Source organism: Grimontia celer (genome assembly GCF_900055185.1).
Classification (GTDB): Bacteria; Pseudomonadota; Gammaproteobacteria; order Enterobacterales; family Vibrionaceae; genus Enterovibrio; species Enterovibrio celer.
Genome location: NZ_FIZX01000001.1, coordinates 488270 through 513376, shown reverse-complemented (window position 1 = coordinate 513376; position 25107 = coordinate 488270). Strand labels below are relative to the sequence as shown.

19 protein-coding genes are annotated in these 25107 nt (G+C 48.2%); 10 read left to right on the top strand and 9 right to left on the bottom strand.

From position 1 onward, the window contains the following. Positions 1-161 precede the first annotated feature (161 nt). Positions 162-974, top strand: coding sequence for a hypothetical protein (locus tag GCE9029_RS02345; protein ID WP_062660856.1), 813 nt, complete (start codon positions 162-164; stop codon positions 972-974). A 425-nt stretch (positions 975-1399) separates the two neighbouring features. Here GCE9029_RS02345 and GCE9029_RS02340 read toward each other — a convergent pair whose 3' ends face one another. The 6 genes from GCE9029_RS02340 to lrp form a co-directional block, all read right to left on the bottom strand. Further along, positions 1400-2962: a methyl-accepting chemotaxis protein gene (locus GCE9029_RS02340; RefSeq protein WP_062660855.1), complete on the bottom strand. Its 1563-nt coding sequence runs from the start codon at positions 2960-2962 to the stop codon at positions 1400-1402. 309 nt (positions 2963-3271) lie between these two features. Beyond that, the gene (gene serS / locus GCE9029_RS02335; RefSeq protein ID WP_062660854.1) at positions 3272-4558 is read right to left on the bottom strand and encodes a serine--tRNA ligase; all 1287 of its coding nucleotides are present in this window, start codon (positions 4556-4558) and stop codon (positions 3272-3274) included. 158 nt (positions 4559-4716) lie between these two features. Then, entirely contained in the window at positions 4717-6051 is a 1335-nt protein-coding gene (locus tag GCE9029_RS02330) for a replication-associated recombination protein A (protein WP_062660853.1), read from the bottom strand. 15 nt (positions 6052-6066) lie between these two features. Beyond that, positions 6067-6663 carry an outer membrane lipoprotein periplasmic chaperone LolA gene (lolA, locus tag GCE9029_RS02325; RefSeq protein WP_062660852.1) on the bottom strand — a complete coding sequence of 199 codons (597 nt, stop codon included), beginning with the start codon at positions 6661-6663 and terminating at the stop codon, positions 6067-6069. Positions 6664-6674: 11 nt separating this feature from the next. Beyond that, positions 6675-9485, bottom strand: a complete 2811-nt coding sequence (locus GCE9029_RS02320) for a DNA translocase FtsK (RefSeq protein WP_062660851.1) — start codon at positions 9483-9485, stop codon at positions 6675-6677. 237 nt (positions 9486-9722) lie between these two features. Further along, positions 9723-10217 carry a leucine-responsive transcriptional regulator Lrp gene (gene lrp, locus GCE9029_RS02315; RefSeq protein ID WP_040528471.1) on the bottom strand — a complete coding sequence of 165 codons (495 nt, stop codon included), beginning with the start codon at positions 10215-10217 and terminating at the stop codon, positions 9723-9725. A 165-nt stretch (positions 10218-10382) separates the two neighbouring features. Between lrp and ald the strand changes: the two genes are divergently transcribed. The 7 genes from ald to infA all read left to right on the top strand — a co-directional run bounded on the left by ald (position 10383) and on the right by infA (position 18100). Then, positions 10383-11498 carry an alanine dehydrogenase gene (ald, locus tag GCE9029_RS02310; protein ID WP_062660850.1) on the top strand — a complete coding sequence of 372 codons (1116 nt, stop codon included), beginning with the start codon at positions 10383-10385 and terminating at the stop codon, positions 11496-11498. A 121-nt stretch (positions 11499-11619) separates the two neighbouring features. Beyond that, positions 11620-12582, top strand: coding sequence for a thioredoxin-disulfide reductase (gene trxB / locus GCE9029_RS02305; RefSeq protein ID WP_062660849.1), 963 nt, complete (start codon positions 11620-11622; stop codon positions 12580-12582). Positions 12583-12718: 136 nt separating this feature from the next. After that, positions 12719-14488: a heme ABC transporter permease/ATP-binding protein CydD gene (gene cydD / locus GCE9029_RS02300; RefSeq protein ID WP_062660848.1), complete on the top strand. Its 1770-nt coding sequence runs from the start codon at positions 12719-12721 to the stop codon at positions 14486-14488. Beyond that, positions 14481-16202: a heme ABC transporter ATP-binding protein/permease CydC gene (gene cydC / locus GCE9029_RS02295; RefSeq protein WP_062660847.1), complete on the top strand. Its 1722-nt coding sequence runs from the start codon at positions 14481-14483 to the stop codon at positions 16200-16202. The genes cydD and cydC overlap by 8 nt, the downstream gene beginning before the upstream one ends. Positions 16203-16255: 53 nt before the next feature. Then, positions 16256-16972, top strand: a complete 717-nt coding sequence (gene aat, locus GCE9029_RS02290; RefSeq protein ID WP_062660846.1) for a leucyl/phenylalanyl-tRNA--protein transferase — start codon at positions 16256-16258, stop codon at positions 16970-16972. Continuing rightward, entirely contained in the window at positions 16965-17669 is a 705-nt protein-coding gene (locus GCE9029_RS02285; RefSeq protein ID WP_062660845.1) for an arginyltransferase, read from the top strand. The genes aat and GCE9029_RS02285 overlap by 8 nt, the downstream gene beginning before the upstream one ends. A 212-nt stretch (positions 17670-17881) precedes the next feature. After that, entirely contained in the window at positions 17882-18100 is a 219-nt protein-coding gene (infA, locus tag GCE9029_RS02280) for a translation initiation factor IF-1 (protein WP_002539157.1), read from the top strand. A gap of 88 nt (positions 18101-18188) precedes the next feature. Here infA and clpA read toward each other — a convergent pair whose 3' ends face one another. Beyond that, on the bottom strand, positions 18189-20450 hold the full coding sequence (clpA, locus tag GCE9029_RS02275) for an ATP-dependent Clp protease ATP-binding subunit ClpA (RefSeq protein ID WP_062660844.1): 2262 nt from the start codon (positions 20448-20450) through the stop codon (positions 18189-18191). 58 nt (positions 20451-20508) lie between these two features. After that, the gene (clpS, locus tag GCE9029_RS02270) at positions 20509-20829 is read right to left on the bottom strand and encodes an ATP-dependent Clp protease adapter ClpS (protein WP_062660843.1); all 321 of its coding nucleotides are present in this window, start codon (positions 20827-20829) and stop codon (positions 20509-20511) included. An 813-nt stretch (positions 20830-21642) separates the two neighbouring features. Here clpS and cspD point away from each other — a divergent pair. Next, on the top strand, positions 21643-21864 hold the full coding sequence (gene cspD, locus GCE9029_RS02265) for a cold shock domain-containing protein CspD (RefSeq protein ID WP_062660842.1): 222 nt from the start codon (positions 21643-21645) through the stop codon (positions 21862-21864). A gap of 294 nt (positions 21865-22158) precedes the next feature. Continuing rightward, the gene (locus GCE9029_RS02260; RefSeq protein ID WP_062660841.1) at positions 22159-23652 is read left to right on the top strand and encodes a cytochrome-c peroxidase; all 1494 of its coding nucleotides are present in this window, start codon (positions 22159-22161) and stop codon (positions 23650-23652) included. 49 nt (positions 23653-23701) lie between these two features. Here the strand turns inward: GCE9029_RS02260 and icd are convergent, their stop codons facing one another. Further along, complete coding sequence (gene icd / locus GCE9029_RS02255) at positions 23702-24949, bottom strand: NADP-dependent isocitrate dehydrogenase (RefSeq protein WP_002539149.1); 1248 nt, start codon at positions 24947-24949, stop codon at positions 23702-23704. Positions 24950-25107 lie beyond the last annotated feature (158 nt).

The following is a 25107-nucleotide window of genomic DNA, read 5'->3' as shown; positions in this document are numbered from 1 at the left end:
TATCGACCTTCATCACACTTTTGCACCAAGTTGGTTAGTTTATGCGCCATTGCTGTTCAGAAAATTCGGCAATAATTCGCATCTCATTGTTTATTAAGATATTTTAATTTGGCACACACACTGCACTACTTGTTCAGGCACTCAGGAAAGAGGAACAAGTTATGGCACTGTTATCTATCATCACTCCAAACTGGTTAGTTCGCATGACGAAAGGTCTGTCGAGCTCGCAGAAATCCCGTCGCGACCACTACCGTTCGCAAATCAGCGATCTTCGTTCATTGCTTTGGATGTTGCATGACCACAACACCCGCTACATTCGCTGCCCACAATCTCCTCAAGCAAGCAAAGCTCGCAAAGAGATCGCGGAGTTTTGCGACCAATTACTGATTGAGTGTAACAATCCTCAACGTCCTTTGTTCCGGGTATTGAAGTCTCGAATGGAACAGGTGTTGTCATCACTTCCAAATCAGTCTAAAGCAGGCTGGTATGCGATACACCACAGAGCGTCAGACCATTTGATTTACATCATCGACGAAGTAACACGCTCTTATCTGGCAGAAGGCACAATGGACGCGACTTATGAAGAGTATCAAGCATTCTGGCAAACCTGGATTGACACCAAAGAAGCACAACTTCGTTATGAACAAGCTGTAATGCGCCTTGCAGAAGGGAAAACAGCGGCATGGCAGTCAGTGAATCTCCAAAGCCGTATTTTGCAAAAACGTATGCACCAGCTTTCTTTGATGTCGAGCGGTGATGCAACGCTAGCCTTTGATCGTGTGGACAACCGTTTCGATTCTGTTATCCGTTCAACAGAAGAAGAGATCCCAGCATCCTCACTGATTAAAATCAGTCAGGACTTAAGCGTTATTCTTCTTCACCTTTTTGACCGTGAACTTATTGTTCGCACTGCTGATAACGAGCCAGTTAAGGCTAAAGAAGATTTCAAAGCCCTTCCAATGAAAGCCAGTTAGTTAATCAAGTACAAAAAAAGGTCAGCCTTAGGGCTGACCTTTTTTGTTGTCAGGATTACCTCTTTTATAAAAGAGGTAATCCTTAACCTTGGGCTAAGCCCTTAAAGGACTCACGCTAATTACCGTCCTCATAAGTCACCAGCAAATTGAAGGAATAAATAGCAAGAGCAGATGTTTACCAAGCTTCCGTGCTCGAGAATAAAAGAATTCTGAGGTAGCCACTTCTAACCGAAGGGATAGTTTGTCGAATCTATAGATGTTAACGAAGAGACAATTCGAAGATAGCAAGAAACCACTATAAGATTGTCAAGGAAGAGGAAATGCGCCATATAAAGTTAAATAAGAAACAAAATACAAACGGCTCCCTTCTCGGGAGCCGTTTGGGAACTACCTGCTCTGCAGGTGGTCTTTACTTGTTTTCCGCGTTAGCTGACACGTCGGAACTGTGCGACCAATTGTTTCTGCGCTGTTAGTGCATTCACTAAGCTGTCTGCTTCCTGGACCGTTTCTTGTGCAATGTTCAGAGACTGGTGAGACAGTTCAGACACAGACTGGATATTACCGTTCATTTCATTAGAAACCGCTGCCTGCTCTTCAACCGCTGTCGCAACCTGATGGTTACGGTCATTGATATCAGACACCAATTCCTGTGAACGACGAAGCGCATCACCCGCTTTTTCTGCACTGGTCACACACTCACCTGATAGGGTAGTGCCTCGCGCCATTGCATCAACCGCTTGCTGCGTTCCGTTTTGAATAAGGGAGATAACATCCTGGATTTCAGACGTAGACTCTTGTGTACGTTGTGCGAGCGCACGTACTTCATCCGCCACCACGGCGAAACCACGGCCTTGCTCACCGGCACGTGCGGCCTCAATGGCGGCGTTGAGTGCCAGAAGGTTGGTTTGCTCAGCAATACCCTGGATAACATCAGACACAGAACCAATACGCTTGCCGTGTTCTTCCAGCTCGGATATCACACTTGACGCGTCGCTAAGCTGCTTGGCAAGGTTCTGAATCGCATCAACAGTCTGACCAACCGTTTCCATACCGGTGAGGGTGGCATCCTGTGCTTCCGTCGCTGCATCTGAAGCGCTCTGTGTGTTGCCGGACATATCGTTAGCTGTTGCAGACATTTCGTTAATTGCCGCTGCTATCTGCTCAGTTTCCGCATTCTGGTTTTCAAGATTGCTCGCGGTGCGCTCACCATTTACTTTAGCGTTGCTGGCAGCATTGAGAACTTGGTCGCTACCGTCGAGAATACGTCCCACAACAGCGTTAATCTCGGCCGCGCGCATTTTGAGTGCCAGCTCGATTTCTGAAACATCATCTATCGCGCCGTTGTAGAGATATTCCATCAATGGGTTGTCGTATGCTTCTTTCGCCAGTTTAGTGACATTCTCCAGACGTCGCGTCAGCATGAACATCGCCACAATAGAGAAAACAAATTGCACCGCAACCGCTGCTGCGAAACCAGCAAAGAAGCCAGCAGCACCAGCCAGGATAGCACCAGGGACAAACCACATTGCTGCACGTTGCCACATACGGGTACGCGGCATTTTCAGCGCTGAGGGTGTTTTACCAGCGAGAAGCTGTGGGTAGACTTTTTCTGCTCGTTGGACCGCTTTTCGGTCAGGCGTCGTTCGTACAGATTGGAATTCGACGATCTGGCCATTTTGTTTGATAGGGGAAGCAAAAGCATTTACCCAATAATAATCGCCGTCTTTAGTGCGGTTCTTTACCAAGCCCATCCAATTGTTACCAGCTTTGATAAAGTCCCACATGTTCTGGAATGCTGCAGGCGGCATGCTGGGGTGACGAACAAGGTTGTGTGGTTGACCCACAATTTCGTCTAACGTGTAGCCCGCCACTTCGCAAAAATCCTTACTCGCGTACTTAACGATACCGCGTGGATCGGTTGTTGAGAGCAAATTGTAATCGGCGGGGAACTTTATTTCTTTATCCGTTACAGGATTATTGACTCGCATACGACACTACCCTTTCTTAGTTGCGACGATTTCTAATAAGTAATAGTAGACGAATAAACAGGAAGGAAATGATAAGGTTGCAAACAAATAACCACAATTTAATTGATACTTTATTAACTTTATGATTTACATGATTGTTTACCGATATTATGAAAATGGTTTCATCAATTAAGGTGTATTAATATATCACTAATTAAGTGTACTTTATTAAACCATATGCATTGTAAATTAGGCAGCGCAGAAAGGGTAATTTTCTGTTTTCAATAAAAAACCGGCCACGAAGACCGGTTTTTTGAGATTTCGATTGTATTAACCGATGTGAGTCAGGCCACCCATGTAAGGACGAAGTACCTCAGGCACTTCAATTCGACCATCTTCCAACTGGTAGTTTTCAAGGATTGCTACCATGGTGCGACCAACCGCCAGTCCTGAACCGTTAAGTGTGTGCAGCAATTCCGGTTTCTTCTCAGCCTTACGACGGAAGCGCGCCTGCATACGACGTGCTTGGAAATCGCCCATGTTTGAACAAGACGAAATCTCGCGGTAAGTGCCTTGCGCTGGTACCCAAACTTCCAGATCGTAAGTCTTTGTTGAGCCAAAGCCCATATCACCAGTACACAGGATCACCTTACGGTAAGGAAGGTTCAGCAGTTGCAGAACTTTCTCAGCATGGCCAGTCAGCTCTTCCAGTGCTGCCATTGAATCTTCTGGCTTCACGATTTGAACGAGTTCCACTTTATCGAACTGGTGCATACGGATAAGACCACGGGTATCACGACCATATGAACCTGCTTCTGAGCGGAAACATGGCGTGTGAGCTGTCATTCGGATAGGCAGTTCGGCTTCTTCCACGATAGTGTCACGTACCATATTGGTCAGCGGCACTTCAGCGGTTGGAATAAGAGACATGCCCACGCCCTCTTCGGTCGCTGGCTGCGTGTGGAACAGATCTTCGCCGAATTTAGGCAGCTGGCCGGTACCAAACAGGCTGTCTGCATTCACCAAGTAAGGCACGTACATTTCGGTGTAACCGTGCTCGGTGGTGTGCAAGTCCAGCATGAATTGTGAAATGGCACGATGCAGGCGCGCCATCTGGCCTTTCATCACGATAAAACGTGAACCAGACAGTTTCACTGCGCTTGCGAAATCCAGACCGCCAGTCAGCTCACCTAGATCAACGTGGTCTTTAACTTCGAAATCATAAGTTTTAGGCTCGCCCCAAACAGAAATTTCTACATTTTCTGATTCGTCCTTACCTACTGGCACTGCATCATCAGCGATGTTTGGCACACCCATAGTGATGTCATTCAGTTGTTCCTGAAGCTCTGCCAGTTCAGCTTTCGCTTTATTCAGCTCATCGCCCAGGTTTTCTACCGCTGCCAGCAGTGGCTGGATATCTTCACCTTTCGCCTTCGCCTGACCAATGGACTTGGATCGTGCATTACGCTCAGCTTGCAGCTCCTCGGTGCGTACTTGCAGCGATTTGCGCTTTTCTTCCAGATTGCGGAGAGTGTCAACGTCAAGCTTGAAGCCACGACGTGCCAGTTTTTCAGCTGTTGCGTCCAGCTCGGTACGAAGTAGTTTTGAATCCAGCATGTTAATCCTGTGAATCGTTAAACAGTGCCTTAAAAGAAGTTGACGCTGCCACGCACTATTATGGCAACGTCAAATTGAAAGGATTTTTCTTCCTGAGATTGGTGACTTTAACCACCACATTTATTGGGTAAAACAATACCCAAATTGACCTTTATTTCCTAGCGTTTTCGAGGGCTATTTGCATTCAACTGCTCAAGAAACGCCAGCTTTTCTGCGATTTTGATTTCCATACCACGATTTACTGGTTGGTAGTATCGCGTGCCTTTCATTTCTTCAGGGAAATAGCTCTCACCAGCCGCATAGGCGTTTGGCTCATCATGGGCATATCGATACCCATCCCCGTACCCCATTTCTTTCATTAATGTGGTCGGTGCGTTACGAAGATGATTAGGTACTTCGTAATCTGGGTGCATCTTGGCATCACGCAAAGCCGCTTTCCATGCCACATAGACCGAATTACTTTTCGCCGCACATGCCATGTAAACGGTAGCCTGTGCAATCGCACGTTCGCCTTCGGCCGGCCCCACACGGGTAAAACAGTCCCAGGCATTAATCGCAATTTCCATTGCGCGTGGGTCAGCGTTGCCAATGTCTTCTGAAGCAATTGCCAACAATCGACGGGCAACATAGAGCGGATCGCCACCAGCCGTGATAATTCTGGCATACCAATATAAGGCGGCATCCGGATCAGAGCCGCGGACAGATTTGTGGAAAGCAGAAATCAGGTCGTACCAAAGGTCACCCTTGTTATCAAAACGGGCAATCTTCTCTCCCGCTACTTCGGCAAACAACGGCAAGGTGATCAGCTTTCTACCGCTGGCATCTGGTTCTGCCATGTCTGACAGAAGTTCGAGATAATTCAGCGTCATTCGCGCATCGCCAGAGGTAAAATCCGCCAATTGCGTTTTTACACCTTCGGCGAATTCCAGATTTTCAGCTCCCAATCCACGCTCTTTGTCAGACAGCGCTTGGTCGATCACTTCCAACACGTCATCCGTATCAAGAGACTTAAGCTTGTAAACACGGGCACGGGAGAGCAGAGCGTTGTTTAATTCGAAAGACGGGTTTTCCGTCGTCGCACCGATAAAGGTGATGGTACCGTCTTCGATATGCGGCAGAAAAGCGTCCTGCTGGCTTTTGTTGAAGCGGTGCACCTCATCCACAAACAGGATAGTGCGGCGACCTACCAGCTGATTTTCCCTAGCTTTATCGATCGCGAGGCGAATATCTTTAACACCGGATGTAACCGCAGATACCCGCTCAATTTCCGCATTGGCATAACCGGCTGCCACTTCCGCCAACGTGGTTTTACCCGTACCCGGTGGCCCCCAAAGGATCATCGAATGCAGCTGTCCACTTTCAAGTGCACGGCGGAGTGGTTTGCCTTCATCGAGGAGGTGCTTTTGGCCTATGTATTCGGCGAGATTAGTTGGCCGCATGCGCGCGGCCAAGGGGCGAAAGTCGTCCGCAAAATCCAGACTGAGGTTACTCAAATTAGCCTTCTCTGATTACTGTCGCTGGTCATCCAGCTCAACACCTTCTGGAACAGTAAAGCTGAACAGTGAGTTTTTGGGTGTCACGTTCTTCACATCATCCAGCTCAAAACGGCTTTGTTGGCCGTCCTGCTCCACCACAGCAAATTCGGTAATTTTGCCGTCAGCTTTCACACTAACAACAAACTCCCCCAAGTTTGAGGCTTCTTTTGGAGACAAGGTGAAAGTATCACCTTCTTGTTTAACGTTGTAGTCTTCCCAATCACTTGGATTGTTGCGGGTCAGCAGAACAAATGGCGTCTGTGAAGTCGCATCGTCCAGCCGCATAGCTGTGACTTGTTCAATGAAGGGGCTGTAGTACCACAGCGTTTCACCGTCTGAAATCAGGTAGTTTTCGTCCGGCGTGACAGTTTCCCAATTGAACAGATTTGGGCGCTTCATGGCTAGGCTGCCTTCGCCTTCACTGATCACATCCCCTTCCGGGCTGGTGACGGTCTGTTCAAAATTCGCCGTGAAGCTGTTGAGCTTTGACAAGCGAGAATTCAGTTCTTGCTGCGGGTTTGCAAACACTGCAGGAGCAACCAACAGCAAAGAGAACAACATTTTTTTCATTCTAATTCCAATCAATCTCTTGGCGGTGGTGGCGGTGCCAACACCTCACGATTCGAGTTATGGCCTGGCGGGCTGACAATGCCCTGCACTTCCAACTGTTCAACAATACGCGCGGCTCGGTTATAACCGATTTTAAAGCGGCGTTGTACTCCTGAGACTGATGCGCGGCGAGATTCGGTCACAAACTCAACGACTTGGTCAAAAAGCTGATCCAGCTCTTCGCCGTCCCCGCCCTCTGGAGCCTCACCCGGCAACAAACCATCGCTGCCCTGGTCACCGCTGGTAATTTCAGTAATGTACTGTGGCTTACCACGTGCCTTCCAATTGCTGACCACGCGGTGAACTTCGTCATCATTCACGAAGGCACCATGGACACGCGCCGGATGGTTCGACCCATTAGGCATAAACAGCATGTCACCCATACCCAATAGGGACTCCGCGCCCCCCTGGTCCAGAATGGTTCGCGAGTCTGTTTTGGTTGATACCGTAAACGCCATGCGGGTTGGGATGTTTGCTTTAATCAAACCTGTAATCACGTCCACAGATGGACGCTGTGTAGCCAGCACAAGGTGAATACCTGCTGCACGAGCCTTTTGGGCAAGACGCGCAATCAACTCTTCTACCTTCTTGCCCACTACCATCATCAAATCTGCGAATTCGTCGACAATCACAACAATGTAAGGCAGTTTTTCCAGCACTGGTGCGGTTTCATCCATGCTGTCGCCTGGCTTCCAAAGCGGGTCAGGGATCGGATGGTCGGCCTCAGCAGCTTCACGAATCTTGTCGTTGTAGCCCGCAATGTTTCGAACACCCAATGCAGACATCAGCTTGTAACGACGCTCCATTTCCGCCACGCTCCAACGAAGCGCGTTGGCGGCGTCTTTCATGTCAGTGACCACTTCGGTCAACAAATGTGGGATACCTTCATAAACCGAAAGTTCCAACATTTTCGGGTCAATCATGATGAAACGGACATCATCCGGGCCCGCTTTATAGAGCATGCTGACGATCATCACGTTGACACCGACTGATTTACCGGAGCCTGTTGTACCTGCCACCAGCATGTGTGGCGCTTTGGCGAGGTCCGTTACAATCGCTTCACCGGCAATGTCTTTACCCAGAACAACTGACAGCGGTGATTTCGAAGACTGGAAGCGCTCACTCGCTACCACTTCAGACATGAACACAGTTTCACGGCTGGTATTCGGTAACTCAAGGCCGATATATGGCTTGCCTGGGATCACGTCAACGACACGAACTGCACTGGTTGATAGCGAACGGGCAATGTCTTTTGACAGACTCATGATTCGGCTAACTTTCACACCCGGTGCCAACTCAAGTTCAAAGCGCGTGATAACCGGACCAGGGAAAATCCCCTTCACAGTGACTTTGATTTTGTATTCTTCGAGGCGCGTTTCAATCAAGCGAGCCTGATACTGCAGTTCTTCATCCGATGCACGGGTTGCGGTGTTGCGCGGAGGGTCAAGAAGGTCAATGGTTGGCAGCGGCTCTTTCGGCTTCGGCAGGTTCGGTTCATCTTTAATAAGAAACGGATGCACAGCACCCGCCGCATTTTTCTGCGCTTCACGAATGGTTTCGAGGAAAGGGTCCTCCTCTTCGTCCGGAATCACTGATTCTGCCTGAGCGCGGTCAAGTTCCGACAAGCCGTCAGTGTTACCAATAACAATGTCTTCTCGTGTCTCTTCAATCACGACGGACTCTGTCGAACCGAAGTTGACATCGTCATCCCAAGGAGCACCATCGCTCTCGGCCATGCTCTCTTCTGAAGAAGCTTCTTCAGAAGCCGTTTCCGAAATCAGTGTTTGGTTGACCTGCTCTGGTTCAGCAGGTACTTCGGCGTCATCATTTATCTCGGCTTCTTGACTGTTGCTGACAAAAACTGGCTTTGGCTCAGGCGCGATGACAGGCTCTTCGATTTCTGGCTCCAATGTCATCACTGGCTCTTTGCGTTCTGACGAGGCTGCATTTGTTGCCATCGCAGCATGAATCACTGGCGGAACAGTAACCACGTTATCTTCGTCGCCTTCATCTACACGCTGCGCTTTGTTTAGCAGAGAGACATCTGCCAGTTCCCGTTTTTTCGCTACGGGCTTAGCAAATAGGGGATCTGATTCGTCCACATCTTCGGCAGGCTCTGATGTATCAACAGTTGAGCCAATCATTTGAGGCTTATCACCACGGGCCCGGTTCACCAACCAAGTGATAGCTGACAGTGTCTTTTCACCTAACGTATCGACAATTGTCAGCCATGAAATACCAGTGAATAGGGTAAAACCCGCCGCCCACAGGAACATAAAGACCAGCGTTGTCCCCAGTAGGTTAAAAAGAGGCATTGAAAGTTCTGTCAGCACGTCGCCAACAACGCCACCGGATGAAAAGAACCAGAAGTCATCGAAGTTGAGATCCGCTAAACCACAACTGGTTAACAGCAGCAGCACAACACCGAGGATTCGGGTTGCCAGAATGGTGTAGTTCAGTGGTTCTGATTCACTTCGGCGACGGAAGAAAACCCAACCACCAAGCAGCAGGAGAAAAGGAAGTGGATAAGCAAGCGTACCCAATGCAAAAAACAGGGTATCAGCCACCCATGCACCGGCATTGCCTGCAGCATTTTGTACTGGACCATCCCATGCAGTCTGAGACCATGATGGATCTGATGAATCGTAACTGAGCAGAGATACTAGGAAGAAGACAGCAGACAGCAGCGCAATAATCAGTGCGCTCTCTTTCAAACGTTGTTTTCCGTTCAATCGACGTGAGGTGTCTGTCTGTTTCTGCTCCTGGCGCAAGAAGAACTCCATTATCACCTATCTTTCTAACTTTAAGCCCTGAAATCGTTTTAGTGGCTTTGTTTTTTTATGTTGTTTGCCTTAGTACTCGCCAAGCAAAATCGCATAGTTGACGAGAAAATACTGGGTTAATACCCATGCTTTTGCAAAAGTGTACACCAAACAAAAAAACAAACCGAGCAGCAAGCTACTCGGTTTGTAGAATATAACACTTATCTCAGCCCTCTTTGTCTGAGGGCTGTGAGCATGTTAACGCGTTTTGATCACCAGATGGTTGGTCTGTTTCACTTCTTCCATCACTACATAGGTGCGGGTGTCATTAACACCTGGAAGACGCAGCAGGGTTTCACCCAGCAGCTTACGATAAGCAGACATATCTGATACGCGCGTTTTCAACAGGTAGTCGAAATCACCGGAAACAAGATGACATTCCTGAATATCTTCAAGCTGTTGAACGGCCTTGTTAAACTGTTCGAACACATCAGGAGCACCACGGTTCAGGGTAATTTCTACAAATACCAGCAGCGACGCATCAAGAAATTGAGGGTTTAGTAACGCGGTATACCCAGAGATATAACCTTGTCTCTCAAGACGACGAACACGCTCAAGACAAGGGGTTGGCGACAGTCCTACTCGCTTAGAAAGCTCGACGTTTGAAACACGCCCATCTTTCTGAAGTTCATTAAGAATATTTCTGTCAATACGGTCCAATTCCTTGGAGGGTTTCTTTTTGGCTTCAACCATTTTTTATTCCACCTTTTTACTTCCTTGCAATGTTAAATGCCATTTTTTCTAACATATTTTATATATTTAGCATCAAATCCGGCTTTTGGCGAACTATACTAGCTCTAAATACAACAATATTACAAAACAACAGCCAATAACTCTATAAAGAAGCGAGGATTTAGGATGATCATTGGTGTACCTAAAGAAATCAAAAACCACGAGTACCGTGTAGGCATGGTCCCTGCCAGCGTTCGCGAGCTGATATCCCATGGCCACACTGTTCACGTCCAGTCCCAGGCGGGCGCGGGTATCGGCTTCAGCGATGATGACTACATCAAGGCTGGTGCTTCTATTCTTCCAACTGCAGAAGATGTCTTCGCAGCTGCTGAAATGATTGTCAAAGTCAAAGAGCCACAGGCAGTTGAACGTGCCATGCTTCGCGAAGGGCAAATATTGTTTACCTATTTGCACCTTGCACCAGATTTTCCACAGACACAAGACCTTATCAAGAGCAAAGCTGTCTGTATAGCCTATGAAACCGTAACAGATTCTAAGGGTAGATTGCCACTTCTGGCGCCGATGTCAGAGGTTGCAGGACGAATGTCTATTCAAGCGGGTGCACAGGCGTTGGAAAAATCGCGCGGTGGCGCAGGTATGCTGCTAGGCGGTGTTCCTGGCGTTGAACCCGCTAAAATAGTGGTGTTAGGCGGCGGCGTGGTCGGCTCAAATGCAGCAAGAATGGCTGTTGGAATGCGGGCAGATGTCACAATTTTAGACCGCAACATCGATACACTTCGTGCTTTGGACGAAGAGTTTCAGGGACGCGCAAAAGTTTTATATTCAACAGAAGAAATTCTTGAAAAACACGTTCTCGCCGCAGATTTGGTCATCGGAGCAGTGCTTATCCCTGGTGCAGCAGCACCAAAATTGGTAAACGCAGGCCACATTAAACGCATGAAACCAGGCGCAGCAGTCGTCGATGTTGCTATCGACCAGGGTGGCTGTTTCGAAACCTCGAAAGCAACAACACATGCCGACCCAACCTATATTGTCGACGATGTGGTTCACTACTGTGTAGCAAACATGCCCGGCGCAGTAGCCCGTACTTCCACATTTGCACTGAACAATGCCACCCTTCCTTACATAGTGAAACTGGCAAACTTGGGTTATCGCGACGCGCTGCTTTCTGATCAGAACCTGCTGAACGGCCTTAACGTGATTGACGGTAAAGTCACCATCCGTGAAGTCGCGGAAGCATTTGATCTGGAATATGTTGACCCAAAGGCCACGCTGGCTTAATTGAAGGGTAATAACAGATAACATTTTTCGATAAAGGGCACCGCATGGTGCCCTTTCTTTAGCTCTACAATTTCCCTACAATCGGTTCCATTGCATAACACTAAATCCACCCGGAGAAATAATGAGCAACGTAAAGCATGCAAGCCTTCTAATCTTAGGTTCTGGCCCTGCTGGTTACACCGCTGCAGTTTACGCGGCGCGTGCTAACCTGAACCCAGTGATGGTAACTGGTCTGCAACAGGGCGGTCAGCTAACGACCACGACAGAGGTTGAGAACTGGCCGGGTGACGCTGAAGGTCTAACTGGCCCAGCACTGATGGAGCGTATGAAAGAGCACGCTGAGAAGTTTGATACTGAAATCCTCTTCGACCACATCAATGAGACTGACCTGACCCAACGCCCTTTCCGCCTAAAAGGCGACAATGGCGAATACACCTGTGATGCACTGATTATCGCAACGGGTGCATCTGCTCAGTATTTGGGTATGGAGTCAGAAGAAAACTTCAAAGGCCGCGGCGTATCAGCTTGTGCGACCTGTGACGGTTTCTTCTACCGTAACCAAAAAGTGGCAGTAATTGGCGGTGGTAACACGGCTGTTGAAGAAGCGCTTTACCTGTCTAACATCGCTTCAGAAGTTCACCTGATCCACCGTCGTGACAGCTTCCGTGCGGAGAAAATTCTGGTTAACCGCCTGATGGATAAAGTCGAGAATGGTAATATCGTTCTGCACACTGACCGTGTTCTGGATGAAGTACTGGGCGACGACATGGGTGTGACTGGCGTTCGTATTAAAGACACGCAGTCTGACAATACTGAAGAGCTGGATGTGATGGGTCTATTCGTTGCTATTGGCCATAAACCAAACACTGGTATTTTTGAAGGTCAGCTGGACATGCACAATGGTTATATCAAGGTGCAGTCAGGCTTAGAAGGCAACGCAACGCAGACCAGCGTTGAAGGTGTTTTCGCTGCAGGTGATGTTATGGACCATATCTACCGTCAGGCAATCACTTCTGCTGGTACCGGCTGTATGGCAGCACTGGACGCTGAGCGTTTCCTAGACGCACAAGCTAAAACCCAGTAATCCACTTCTGTTAGGCCCGTTTGTATGTGGGCCTATCATTTTGCCATTTCAGCCTTCCAAAGACCGATATCAGCCACAGGGATCGCTCCCACCCGGTTCATTCGTATCGGTAACATAAAAATACCAATGAAGTACTATGGATAAAAAGAAACAGCGCTCGCTCGCCCAATGGCTCAAGGGGCAAAGCAAGCTTGGCAAAACTTGGCTTATGGCAGCAATTGGGCTGGCATTTTTGTCTGGCCTTTTTCTTGTTGCTCAGGCCGCCCTGCTCGCCAATATTCTTCATCAATTAATTATCGAGAAAACCGACAAATCGGAGCTTTGGCTCTCTTTCGTTGTTCTCGGTATCGTCGTCTGTATACGAGCCCTATGTAGTTGGGGTAAAGAGCAAGCAGGTTATCGCGCTGGGGAAGCTGTCCGTCTTCATATTCGAAAACTGATTCTCGATAAACTCCATGCGTTGGGTCCTGCCACTATCCAAGGCAGACCCGCGGGCACATGGGCCAGCCTCATCCTTGAGCAGGTAGAAGAAATGCAGGACTTCTTCGCTCGCTATCTGCCACAAATGGCCATTGCGGTCCTTATCCCTTTCATTATTTTGATTGCCGTATTCCCTTTGAACTGGGCGGCAGGTTTGATTTTCCTGGTGACAGCGCCATTAGTACCATTTTTTATGGCCCTGGTGGGAATGGGTGCTGCTGATGCTAACCGCCGCAACTTTAAAGCGCTACAGCGTCTTTCCGGGTATTTCTATGACAGGCTACGCGGCCTTTCCACCATTCGCCTGTTCGATCAGGCTGAAGCAGAGAGCAATCACCTTCGCATTGCCTCCGAAGACTTCCGTAAACGCACTATGGAAGTGCTTCGACTTGCATTCCTTTCGTCCGCCGTGCTGGAATTTTTCACTGCACTATCGATAGCGGTGACAGCAGTCTATTTCGGTTTCAGCTATATCGGCGAACTCAATTTCGGCCATTACGGTATGGGTATTACCCTGTTCGTCGGTATTTTTGTGCTGGTACTGGCCCCTGAGTTTTACCAGCCACTACGCGACTTGGGTACCTTCTACCATGCCAAAGCTCAAGCGATTGGTGCTGCAGAATCCATCGTTAACTTCCTCGACTCTACGCCAGAACACCAAGCGTCTGGCAGTGCAAAAGTATCTGATGAAGCAATCACTATTAAGGCGACGGACCTTGAAGTGCTGAGCCCTGATGGTGCCGTTCTTGCCGGTCCAATCAGCTTTGAAATTCGAGAAGGCCAAAAGGTCGCGCTTGTCGGCCAAAGTGGCGCAGGTAAAACCAGTCTGATTAACGCAATCCTCGGATTTTTGCCTTATCGTGGCAGCCTGTCTATCAACGGTCTTGAGCTGAAGAACGCCGATTTGGCTTACTGGCGCAAGCAGGTGAGCTGGGTAGGCCAAAATCCGCAGTTATTCCACGGCTCAGTGAAAGACAATGTTTGCCTTGCAGCCCCTATGGCAACTGATGAGCAAATACAGCGTGTGACCAAAGCGGCTTACGCTGACGAGTTTATCCAGCGTCTCGAAAAGGGTCTGGAACACTCCGTTGGAGATCGTGCATCTGGCTTATCTGTGGGCCAGGCACAACGTATTGCAGTTGCCAGAGCACTGCTTCAGGAAGGACGTTTCTGGGTGCTTGATGAACCCACCGCGAGCCTGGATGCTTCCAGCGAAAAATTGGTAATGGAAAGCCTCGACCATGCCACCAAAGATACCACCACACTGCTGGTGAGCCACCGCATCGACCAATTGGGCGGATGTGACAATATTCTGGTGATGCAACAAGGCAAATTGATACAACAAGGCAATTTCGAACAACTGAAACATGAAGGAGTCTTCGCTGAGATGATCCAAGCTGTCGATAGGAGCGATCTCGATGCGTGATTTGATTCCTTTCCTGAAACTCTACAAAAAGCACTGGTTTGGACTGTCACTTGGCATGTTGCTGTCTTTCGGAACGCTGGCTGCTGCAATTGGCTTGCTTACCCTATCAGGTTGGTTCATTGCCGCATCTGCAGTAGCAGGCCTGCTGGCGACAGCAAACTTCAATTACATGCTACCTGCAGCAGGCGTGCGTGGATTTTCCATTGCCCGAACAGCTGGCCGTTGGGGTGAGCGCGTTGTCAGCCATAATGCTACCTTCAAGCTGCTCGCAGACCTTCGAATCTTCTTCTTCGAGAAACTGACCCCGCTGATCCCGGGTAAAGTCGGCAACCTACGTGACGCCGATATCCTTAACCGTCTTGTGGCGGATGTGGATGCGATGGATCATGTTTATCTTCGTCTGGTCAGCCCGCTGATTGTCGGTATGCTAGGGATTTTCGGTATCAGTGGCTTCCTGTATTGGTTTGATCCAGCTATCGGCTTAACGCTTGGCGCCATCTTGCTGTCTCTAATGTTGGTCCTGCCTGTGGTGTTCTACCACCTTGGTAGGTCACATGGCGTTGAAATCACTCAATCCAAGTCTCAACTTCGCATTTCTTTATTGGACTGGCTGCAGGGTCATGCTGAGCTACAAATCTTCGGCGCCGCGGATCGTTATCGCGATGCCGCGGTGGAAGCAGAGCAGCGTCTTTTGTCATCACAAAGACAAATGGCACGTATCACTGGTCTGGCAAACGGTGTATTGCTCGCAGCAAATGGCCTGACACTGGTGTTGATGCTCTGGCTTGCAGCTGATGGTATTGGTGGCGAACTGCCAAATCCGTATGTTGCGATGGTTGCATTCGCTACCATGGCCAGCTTCGAATTGATGATGCCTGTGGCTGGTGCGTTTCAGTACCTGAGCCAAACAATGACTTCTGCAAAACGCCTAAACGAAATCATTGAAGCAGACCCGGAGACGCCGTTTGACCCTATGGGTTACAACAACACCGCTAAAGGTGACATCGCTTTCAATGAAGTGACTTTCTCATACTACGGCGCTGAGAAGCCTGCAGTGAATGGCATTTCACTTTCAGTGAAAGCAGGAGAAAAAGTGGCCCTGTTGGGCCGTACCGGTTGCGGCAAATCAACCTTGTTACAGTTGATCACCCGTTCATGGGACCCTTCCTCAGGTAGCATCAGCATTGATGGCGTCGCTTTAGATACCTGGCGTGAATCCGCACTGAGGACTTCAATAGCTGTCGTCAGTCAGCGAGTAGACGTATTCAATGGTGCACTGCGCCACAACCTCTCTATGGCGAAATCAAATGCGTCTGATGACGAGTTGATTTCCGTCATTGAGCAGGTTGGTCTTTCTGCTTTGCTGGAAGGTCCTGGCCTGGATACCTGGTTGGGAGACGGAGGTCGTCAGCTTTCCGGTGGAGAAAGACGCCGTCTTGGCATTGCAAGAGCACTTCTTCGTGACGCCCCTATCCTGCTGCTGGATGAGCCTACGGAAGGTCTTGATGTAAAAACAGAGCAACAGATCCTTGCTTTGCTTCTTGAGCATGCCAAAGGCAAAACCGTACTGTTCATTACCCATCGTCTGGTGGGGCTGACCGAAATGGACCAGGTGTGTTTAATGGATGAAGGGCGAATTATCGAACAGGGCTCTCATCAAGCCCTGAAAGAAACAGGTGGTCGATACAGCCAACTGCTTCAACGAATTCAGTAACCCGTTTAAACTAAAAGGAGCTTAGCTCCTTTTTTTGACCATGATGAAGTGATATGACCATCTATTTGCCGCCACTGGATGATGACAACCCCGAGTTTTTTCCTCCCGTATCATCGGCACTGGAAGAACCCGACGGTTTGCTGGCTATCGGTGGAGACTTATCGCCAGAACGCCTACGCGCAGCGTATTCAAGGGGTATATTCCCTTGGTTTGGCATTGACGAGCCATTGCTCTGGTGGTCACCCTCTGAGCGGGCGGTCATCGATCCAATCTCTTTCGTGCCAAGCCGAAGCCTGAGGAAGTATGTCCGTAAACAAGGCTACCGGGTATCTATCAACCGAGCTTTCGATCAAGTCATTCAGCATTGCGCGCTAATCCGTGGCGAAAAACAGGTATGGATTACATCTGAAATGCGCGAAGCCTATACGCGATTGCATCAATTAGGTTCCGCCCACAGTGTTGAGGTATGGCAGGACGAAGAGCTAATAGGTGGCTTGTATGGGGTGAATGTCGGTTCACTGTTTTGCGGGGAATCTATGTTTTCACTCAAAACCAACGCTTCAAAAACAGCGCTCTGGTACTTCTGTGAACACTTTAAACGTCATGGTGGCAAGCTGATTGATTGTCAGATGATGACAGACCACCTTGCCTCGCTGGGTGCCGAGCCGATTCAAAGACAGGACTTTACCCAGTTGCTCTGCGAGCTAAAACACCAGATCACAGATGCGTCTCTCTTCCGCTCACAATGGATTGGCTTTAACCATGTCTAACCATTCAATAAGAATTGGTGTAATGGCACCGTCTACATGCAGCTATTTGGCCAATCAAGAAGAGTCTGTCGCAGTCGTTCTCGATCCTGAACTTCACACTGATCGCGGATATGGGTTTCTTGTGCAAAGTGGTTTTCGCCGGAGTGGCAACAACATATATCGACCTTATTGCAACGCCTGTACAGCTTGTCACTCTCTTCGGGTTGATACACGAGGGTTTGTTCCATCGAGGAGCCAAAAGCGTCACCTAAGCCAATTGAAGCGCCTTTCCATCGAGTTCAAAGACCAGATGGACACAGATTGGTTTTCTCTTTATGAGCGCTACATTTCAGCCCGCCACCGTCATGGCTCAATGTATCCAGCGAATAAGCAGGACTTTCGTTCTTTCGTGCAAAGTGACTGGCAGACTTCCAAGTACCTTCATCTCTACGAAGATGAAAAACTCATCGCCATCGCGATTACAGACGTTTTAGAAAATGGATACAGCGCCATTTACAGTTTCTTCGAGCCTGATCACTGCTGGTCTCTGGGTTCGCTTTGTGTGCTTGCTCAAATAGAACAGGCTCGGAAACACGGCATTCCATGGCTATACCTTGGATTCCAAATCGACGCCTGTAGCGCTATGAACTATAAGCAGAAGTTCAAACCTCATCAGCGCTATGTGGCTGGCAGTTGGATAGATGGCGATCAGTTTTAAGCAATTAGGTTTAAACACTCCCAATGGTTCACCTCTCGGTTTTCTTCAATGCGACCGGCAGAAAAACGCGCAAACCTTAACCGATAGCTGATTTTTGCTGGTCAGTGCGGATGCAAAGGGGTAAAATTCCGCCCCTAAACTTTACAGACTCAATCAATCAAGGCATTATCTGCCGGTCAAAAATTGGCTGATCGGTAGCCCAAGAGGATTAAATGGCAAAAGAAGACGTAATTGAAATGCAAGGTACCGTTCTGGATACCCTGCCAAACACTATGTTCCGCGTAGAACTAGAGAACGGCCACGTAGTTACTGCACACATCTCTGGTAAGATGCGTAAAAACTACATCCGTATCCTGACCGGTGACAAAGTTACCGTTGAGATGACGCCTTACGACCTGTCTAAAGGTCGCATCATCTTCCGCGCGCGCTAATCCTCACGTCTCGCGAACACAAAAAACCCGGCAATGCCGGGTTTTTGTCGTTTTACAAAACCGGACTCTAATGCGTCCGGTTTGATATTTAAGCGGGTTCCATTTCGTCGCTGAAGCTGAACGTCAGTTTGTCGTTCTTCACGCCAACTTTGACCGTTCCTCCATTCACTAAGCAACCAAACAGTAACTCGTTCGCCAGGTTTTTCTTCACATGCTCCTGCATGACCCGCGCCATTGGGCGTGCGCCCATCGCTTTGTCGTAACCTTTCTCTGACAGCCAGAGTTTGGCTTTGTCGGTCACTTCCAGCGATACGCCGCGTGCATCCAATTGGGCCTGCAGTTCCACGACGAACTTGTCCACCACCTGCAAAATGATGTTCTTATCGAGGTGGTTAAACCAAATGATGTTGTCGAGACGGTTGCGGAATTCCGGTGAGAACACTTTCTTAATTTCCGACATCGCATCGTGACTATGATCCTGCTGGATAAGACCAATCGATTTGCGAACCGTTTCCGTCACACCTGCATTGGTCGTCATTACCAGAATCACGTTACGGAAGTCTGCTTTGCGGCCGTTGTTGTCCGTCAGCGTGCCGTTATCCATCACCTGCAGTAATAGGTTAAAGACGTCTGGGTGAGCTTTCTCAATCTCATCCAGTAACACCACACAATGTGGATGCTTGATCACTGCATCGGTCAACAAGCCACCTTGATCGTAACCAACATAGCCTGGAGGCGCACCAATCAGTCGGCTGACGGTGTGACGTTCCATGTATTCGGACATATCAAAGCGCTGAAGCTCAATACCCATAGCTCGTGCAAGCTGGACAGTAACCTCAGTTTTGCCCACACCGGTTGGACCGGCAAATAGGAAAGAACCCACCGGTTTGTTCTCTTCACCCAAACCAGCGCGGCTTAGCTTGATTGCTTCACACAAAGCACTGATTGCATCGTCCTGGCCGAACACCAGCATTTTAAGTTTCTGCTCAAGCGACTGAAGGACATCACGGTCGGTTGACGATACTGATTTCTCTGGGATACGCGCCATTTTAGCAATCATGGCCTCGATGTCACCAACACCTACCGTCTTCTTACGCTTGCTGGCAGGAGCCAGACGACAGCGTGCCCCTGCTTCATCAATCACATCAATCGCCTTATCTGGCAGATGACGTTCGTTGATGTATTTAGCAGAAAGCTCAACTGCTGCGCGAATCGCTTTATTGGTGTAACGAACTTCATGGTGAGCTTCGTACTTAGGCTTCAAGCCCATCAGGATCTTGGTGGTGTCATCCAGTGATGGCTCGACCACATCGATTTTCTGGAAGCGACGCGCCAATGCACGCTCTTTTTCGAAGATGCTGCTGTATTCCTGGTAAGTGGTTGAACCGATACAACGGAGCTTACCGCTCGACAGCAGAGGTTTAATCAAGTTAGCAGCATCGACCTGACCACCAGACGCTGCGCCCGCTCCAATAATAGTGTGGATCTCGTCAATGAAGAGCACCGCGTGGTCTTCTTTCTCTAGCTGCTTAAGAATACTCTTGAAGCGCTTCTCGAAATCACCTCGGTATTTGGTACCCGCAAGCAATGAACCAATATCCAGGGAATAAATGACACAATCCTGAATAATCTCGGGAACTTGGCCTTCTACGATACGCCACGCGAGACCTTCAGCTATCGCTGTTTTACCAACGCCAGCCTCGCCCACCAGCAGTGGGTTGTTCTTACGGCGGCGACATAGCACCTGGATGGTGCGTTCCAATTCTTTGTCTCGGCCAATCAGCGGGTCGATACCGCCGACACGTGCCAATTGATTCAGGTTGGTTGCAAAATTCTCGAGACGCTCTTCCCCACCTTCAACGGCCGCTTCATCAGAAGATAAATCCGCACCAGGCAATTCTTCATCGCTGCTGGAAGACTTGGTTGTGCCGTGTGAAATGTAGTTAACAACATCCAGACGGCTAATGTCGTTTTTCTTAAGAAGGTAGGCAGCATGCGATTCCTGCTCGCTGAAAATCGCGACCAGTACGTTTGCGCCACTTACTTCGCTACGACCTGACGACTGCACGTGAAATACAGCACGTTGAAGCACACGCTGGAAACTCAGGGTTGGCTGGGTTTCGCGGTTATCGTCGTCGACAGGGATAAGTGGAGTGGTTTGTTCAATGAATGCTTCCAGCTCTTTACGCAGAGCATCAAGATCCGCACGGCAGGCGAGTAAAGCTTCTCGAGCCGCTACGTTTTCCAGAAGCGCCAGTAGCAGATGTTCAACTGTCATGAACTCATGACGTTTTTCACGTGCTCTTGCAAATGCCCCGTTAAGGCTTGCTTCGAGTTCTTTGTTTAGCATAAGGCACCTCCCTCAAATACCACATTATGGTGTGCCGGAGAAAAACCGGGTTTACGACTTAGGCCTTCTCCATTGTGCACAACAGTGGGTGTTGATGTTCTTTCGCATGCATCATGACCTGCGCGACTTTCATCTCGGCAACTTCCGCGGTGAATACGCCACAAACGGCTTTACCTTCATAATGCACCGTAAGCATCAGCTGTGTTGCTTTCTCTATGTCCATAGAAAAGAACCGCTGCAACACCTCCACTACAAACTCCATGGGGGTGTAGTCATCATTATTCAATACCACTTTGTATAATGATGGCGGTTTTACCTTGGTTTCTTCCGCTTCCTTTACATCAGAATCCGGAACTATCCATTCGTACATTTTGCTCATAAGGGATTACAATCTTTAAGGTAGCTCAAGTGTTTCTTATAAAACAACTATTTATACGCCAGAATCATAGATTGAGACATCAAACACAAGAATCTCTACCACTATTTAAAACGTAATGCACAGATTGTATTCCAGCAACCGTTTCATTGCTACGGGACGTTCACAATCGCCTGCTATTCACCACAGAATTAGCACTGATCACGCCCTTAAAAACCAGACCGAGATCATATCCATTCAATTTCACTTCAATATCTGGCATTTAGCAAAACCCCGATGTCAGATTTTCCGTACATAAAAATTCAAAATTATTTGGTCTCATTTTTATTAAATTGTCTCGGAAAATGAAAACTTAATTTCTCAAATGAATGTTTGGGGATTTCATATCACTAATTGAAATATCTATTCATTAGTGTATTAACATAACAATTCACCAACCACTGATTTAGTGACAAATCACTAGTTTTGCAGGGAATATTCTTTGAAGTACGACCACCTCTAATACCCATGAAACACGTATTCATTGATGGAGTTGTAAATTAACCTCATATATCAACCTCTTACTGAATAAACTTTCGTTTCATAAATGAAACTTAGTTTACAAAAATGATACCCCCATCATCCTTCTGCCAGAACGATAGCCATTTTTATTAAAATGTTGTTATATGGGGGCTCGCAGGCTTGACTGTCTAAATCTTTCTACTAGAGTGGGAATTGAAGTAAAAACATACTGCATCAATTACTTTTGAGTAACGTGATTGCAAAGGTTGATTTTACTCATAGTTATGCAATTTGAATGCAAGAGGGATGTTTCGCATGGCAACTGGTACAGTTAAATGGTTTAACAACGCTAAAGGGTTTGGGTTCATTTGCCCTGATGAAGGTGAAGGCGATATTTTCGCTCATTATTCCACCATCCAAATGGACGGTTATCGCACGCTGAAAGCGGGTCAAACCGCGAATTATGAAGTGCAGGAAGGTCCGAAAGGCTACCATGCCAGCCAAATCGTTCCCGTCGAGAATGAAGCTTTAAAATAACAGTGTTGCTATAAACTTTTTCGCTGCCGGAAGGTCGAGAATCGAAAGAGCGGACGTCAAGTTCGCTCTTTTTTGTTTGTGCTTGCCCCACCCATTATCTTTCCTCCGCTAACCACAACTTTCCGCTGTCTTCGTCGCAAACCTTTTGAAGCACCAACGAAACAATCATTGTTAACTTATTGATAATATTTGGCTAATCCCAAGGTTGGCACGCATCGAAACCCAATCGCCCACTACATTGAAATTGCGCTATGTCAGTGGCGTAAATACAAACAAGGTGACTTGGGAGGCACCATGAAAACAAAAAACCATCGACTAACTCTGTTAGTCACTCTTATCTATTCATCTCTCTCTTCCGCTTCCTTTATCGATAACCAAAGTGAACGCTGGATTGATAATGCTCTGTCAGACCAAATCAGTCTGCTTTCACTAACTGGAGACCCCAAAAGGCATAGAACAATACCTTCTATTGATTCTCCAAAAGCGCAACTCGGAAAGCTTCTTTTTTTCAGCAAAATCCAGAGTGGAAATTTCGACACGGCATGCGTCAGCTGCCATCACCCGAATTTAGGCGGCGCGGATGCATTATCCATAGCTATTGGTGTCGACACCGTAAACCCAAACTTACTTGGTCCTGGAAGAGAGCACCGTGCGACGGCTGATAACTATGATGGTGGCCCTACCATGCCGCGTAATGTTCCTACCTCCTTCAATCTGGGATTTTGGGACCGGCATTTATTCCATGATGGACGCGTAGAAGCACTCCTTCCTGTTCCATTTCAACACGGCGCTGTTGGACCAATTAGTACACCTGATTCAGGTCAAGGCATCGCTGACCCCGGTGCAGGCGCAAATCTTTCGCACGCTCAAGCCGGATTCCCCGTTACTCCTCAAGAGGAGATGCGAGGCTTTTCATTTGCACAGGGTAACACCAATCAAGAAATCAGAGATTTAATCGCGCAAAGGCTTAGAGGGGAGTTGGAGCCGTTGGCCGTCAACCATTGGCCTGCGCTATTCCGTCAAACCTACAACTCACCCGACGCATCGCTGAAGGAAGTGATTAATAGCGATACAATTAGAGAAGCTTTAGGAGACTACATGCGGTCTCAGTCGTTTGTCGATAATCGCTGGTATCGTTACATCAAAGGAGACAAAGCAGCACTTAACCTGGTGGAAAAGCGAGGCGCACTGAAGTTTCTCTCAAACAATTCTGAAGGTGGTTTCAACTGTCAGTCCTGCCACCAGGGAGATTTAATGACAGATGAGGGGTTTCACAATATTGCAGTACCTCAAATTGGCAGAGGTAAAGGGGATGGTGAAACGGGTACCAATGATTTTGGCAGGTACCGTGAAACCTCTGCATTACGCGATGCCTATGCTTTCAGAACCCCTTCTCTACTCAATGTTGAAATGACATCGCCTTATGGTCACAGTGGAGCCTTCAGCACGCTGGAAGATATTATCAAGCATCACATGGATCCGTTTTACTCCGGTGCGTTTTATACCTACGATGGCCCACAGCCGAATATCCAGTTAGCTGATCAACGATCGAATACCTTTGAAGCGCTATGGACAATGTTCTTCCAGCAAGCAACCGGACAAAGCAAGCTTCAATCTCCATACTCCTACCGGCAAACAGATATCGAGGATCTTTCCGCTTTTCTGCGTTCACTCACCGACCCTTGCACTCAAGACCGGGCTTGCCTTGAACCCTGGCTGGTTGACGACGACATCGACCCTGATGGATTACGTGTCTATGCCGTCGACAAAGACCTAAATCCGCTGTAAAAACAAAAAACCCGGCTTTGGCCGGGTTTTTTCAGCATTGAAAGCCAAATTACATTTGGTCAATCATGTCTTGTGCGAACTCAGAACACTTACGCAGAGTTGCACCGTCCATCAGACGCTCAAAGTCATAGGTCACAGTCTTGTTGCTGATCGCTTTTTCCATTGAGCTGATGATCAGGTCAGCTGCTTCAGTCCAACCCATGTGACGCAGCATCATTTCAGCAGACAGGATCAGTGAGCCTGGGTTCACTTTGTCCTGACCCGCGTACTTAGGTGCGGTACCGTGAGTTGCTTCGAACAGTGCAATACCGTCGCCGATGTTTGCACCAGGGGCAATACCAATACCACCAACTTGTGCAGCAAGCGCATCTGATACGTAGTCACCGTTCAGGTTCATGGTTGCAATCACATCGTACTCCGCTGGGCGAAGCAGGATTTGCTGCAGGAATGCGTCTGCGATAACGTCTTTGATGATGATCTCTTTGCCCGTGTTAGGGTTTTTCAGAGTCATCCATGGACCACCGTCCAGCAGCTCAGCACCGAATTCTTCTTTCGCTACTTCGTAACCCCAGTCTTTGAATGCACCTTCGGTAAACTTCATGATGTTACCTTTGTGCACCAGAGTCATCGAGTCACGCTCGTTGTCGATAGTGTACTGGATAGCAGCACGAACCAGACGCTTAGTACCTTCTTCAGATACTGGCTTGATACCAATACCACACTCCTCGTCGAAACGGATTTTCGTTGCACCCATTTCTTCTTTAAGGAATTTGATGACTTTGTCTGCTTCTGCAGTGCCAGCTTTAAACTCAACACCCGCATAGATATCTTCCGAGTTTTCACGGTAGATAACCATGTCAGTCAGTTCAGGCTGTTTCAGAGGGCTTGGCACGCCATCGAAGTAACGTACTGGACGAGCACAGATGTACAGATCCAGTTCCTGACGCAGTGCAACGTTCAAAGAACGGATACCACCGCCAACAGGGGTAGTCAGAGGGCCTTTAATAGCAACTTTGTATTCACGAATAAAATCCAGTGTTTCCGTCGGCAGCCATTGGTCTTCACCGTAGACTTGAGTCGACTTCTCACCAGTGTAGATTTCCATCCAGGAGATCTTACGGTCACCGCCATAAGCTTTTTCTACTGCCGCATCCACAACTTTGAGCATTGCAGGACTAACGTCAACACCAATGCCATCACCTTCGATGTAAGGGATAACTGGGTTGTTAGGAACGACCAGCTTGCCGTTTTCTACCGCAATTTTCTCACCAGCTGGTACGACTACTTTACTTTCCATTTAATTCTCCTAGCGTCCATTTGTTATTTTGCGCTGACCAAACAGAACAATTTTCTGTCGCACTGCGACACGTTAACTTCGCCTTGTAGCACGTCAGTTAATTGTTCTGTCTGGTATAACATGCGGGCAAAAGAATACTGTAATTCCCGCAACACGCC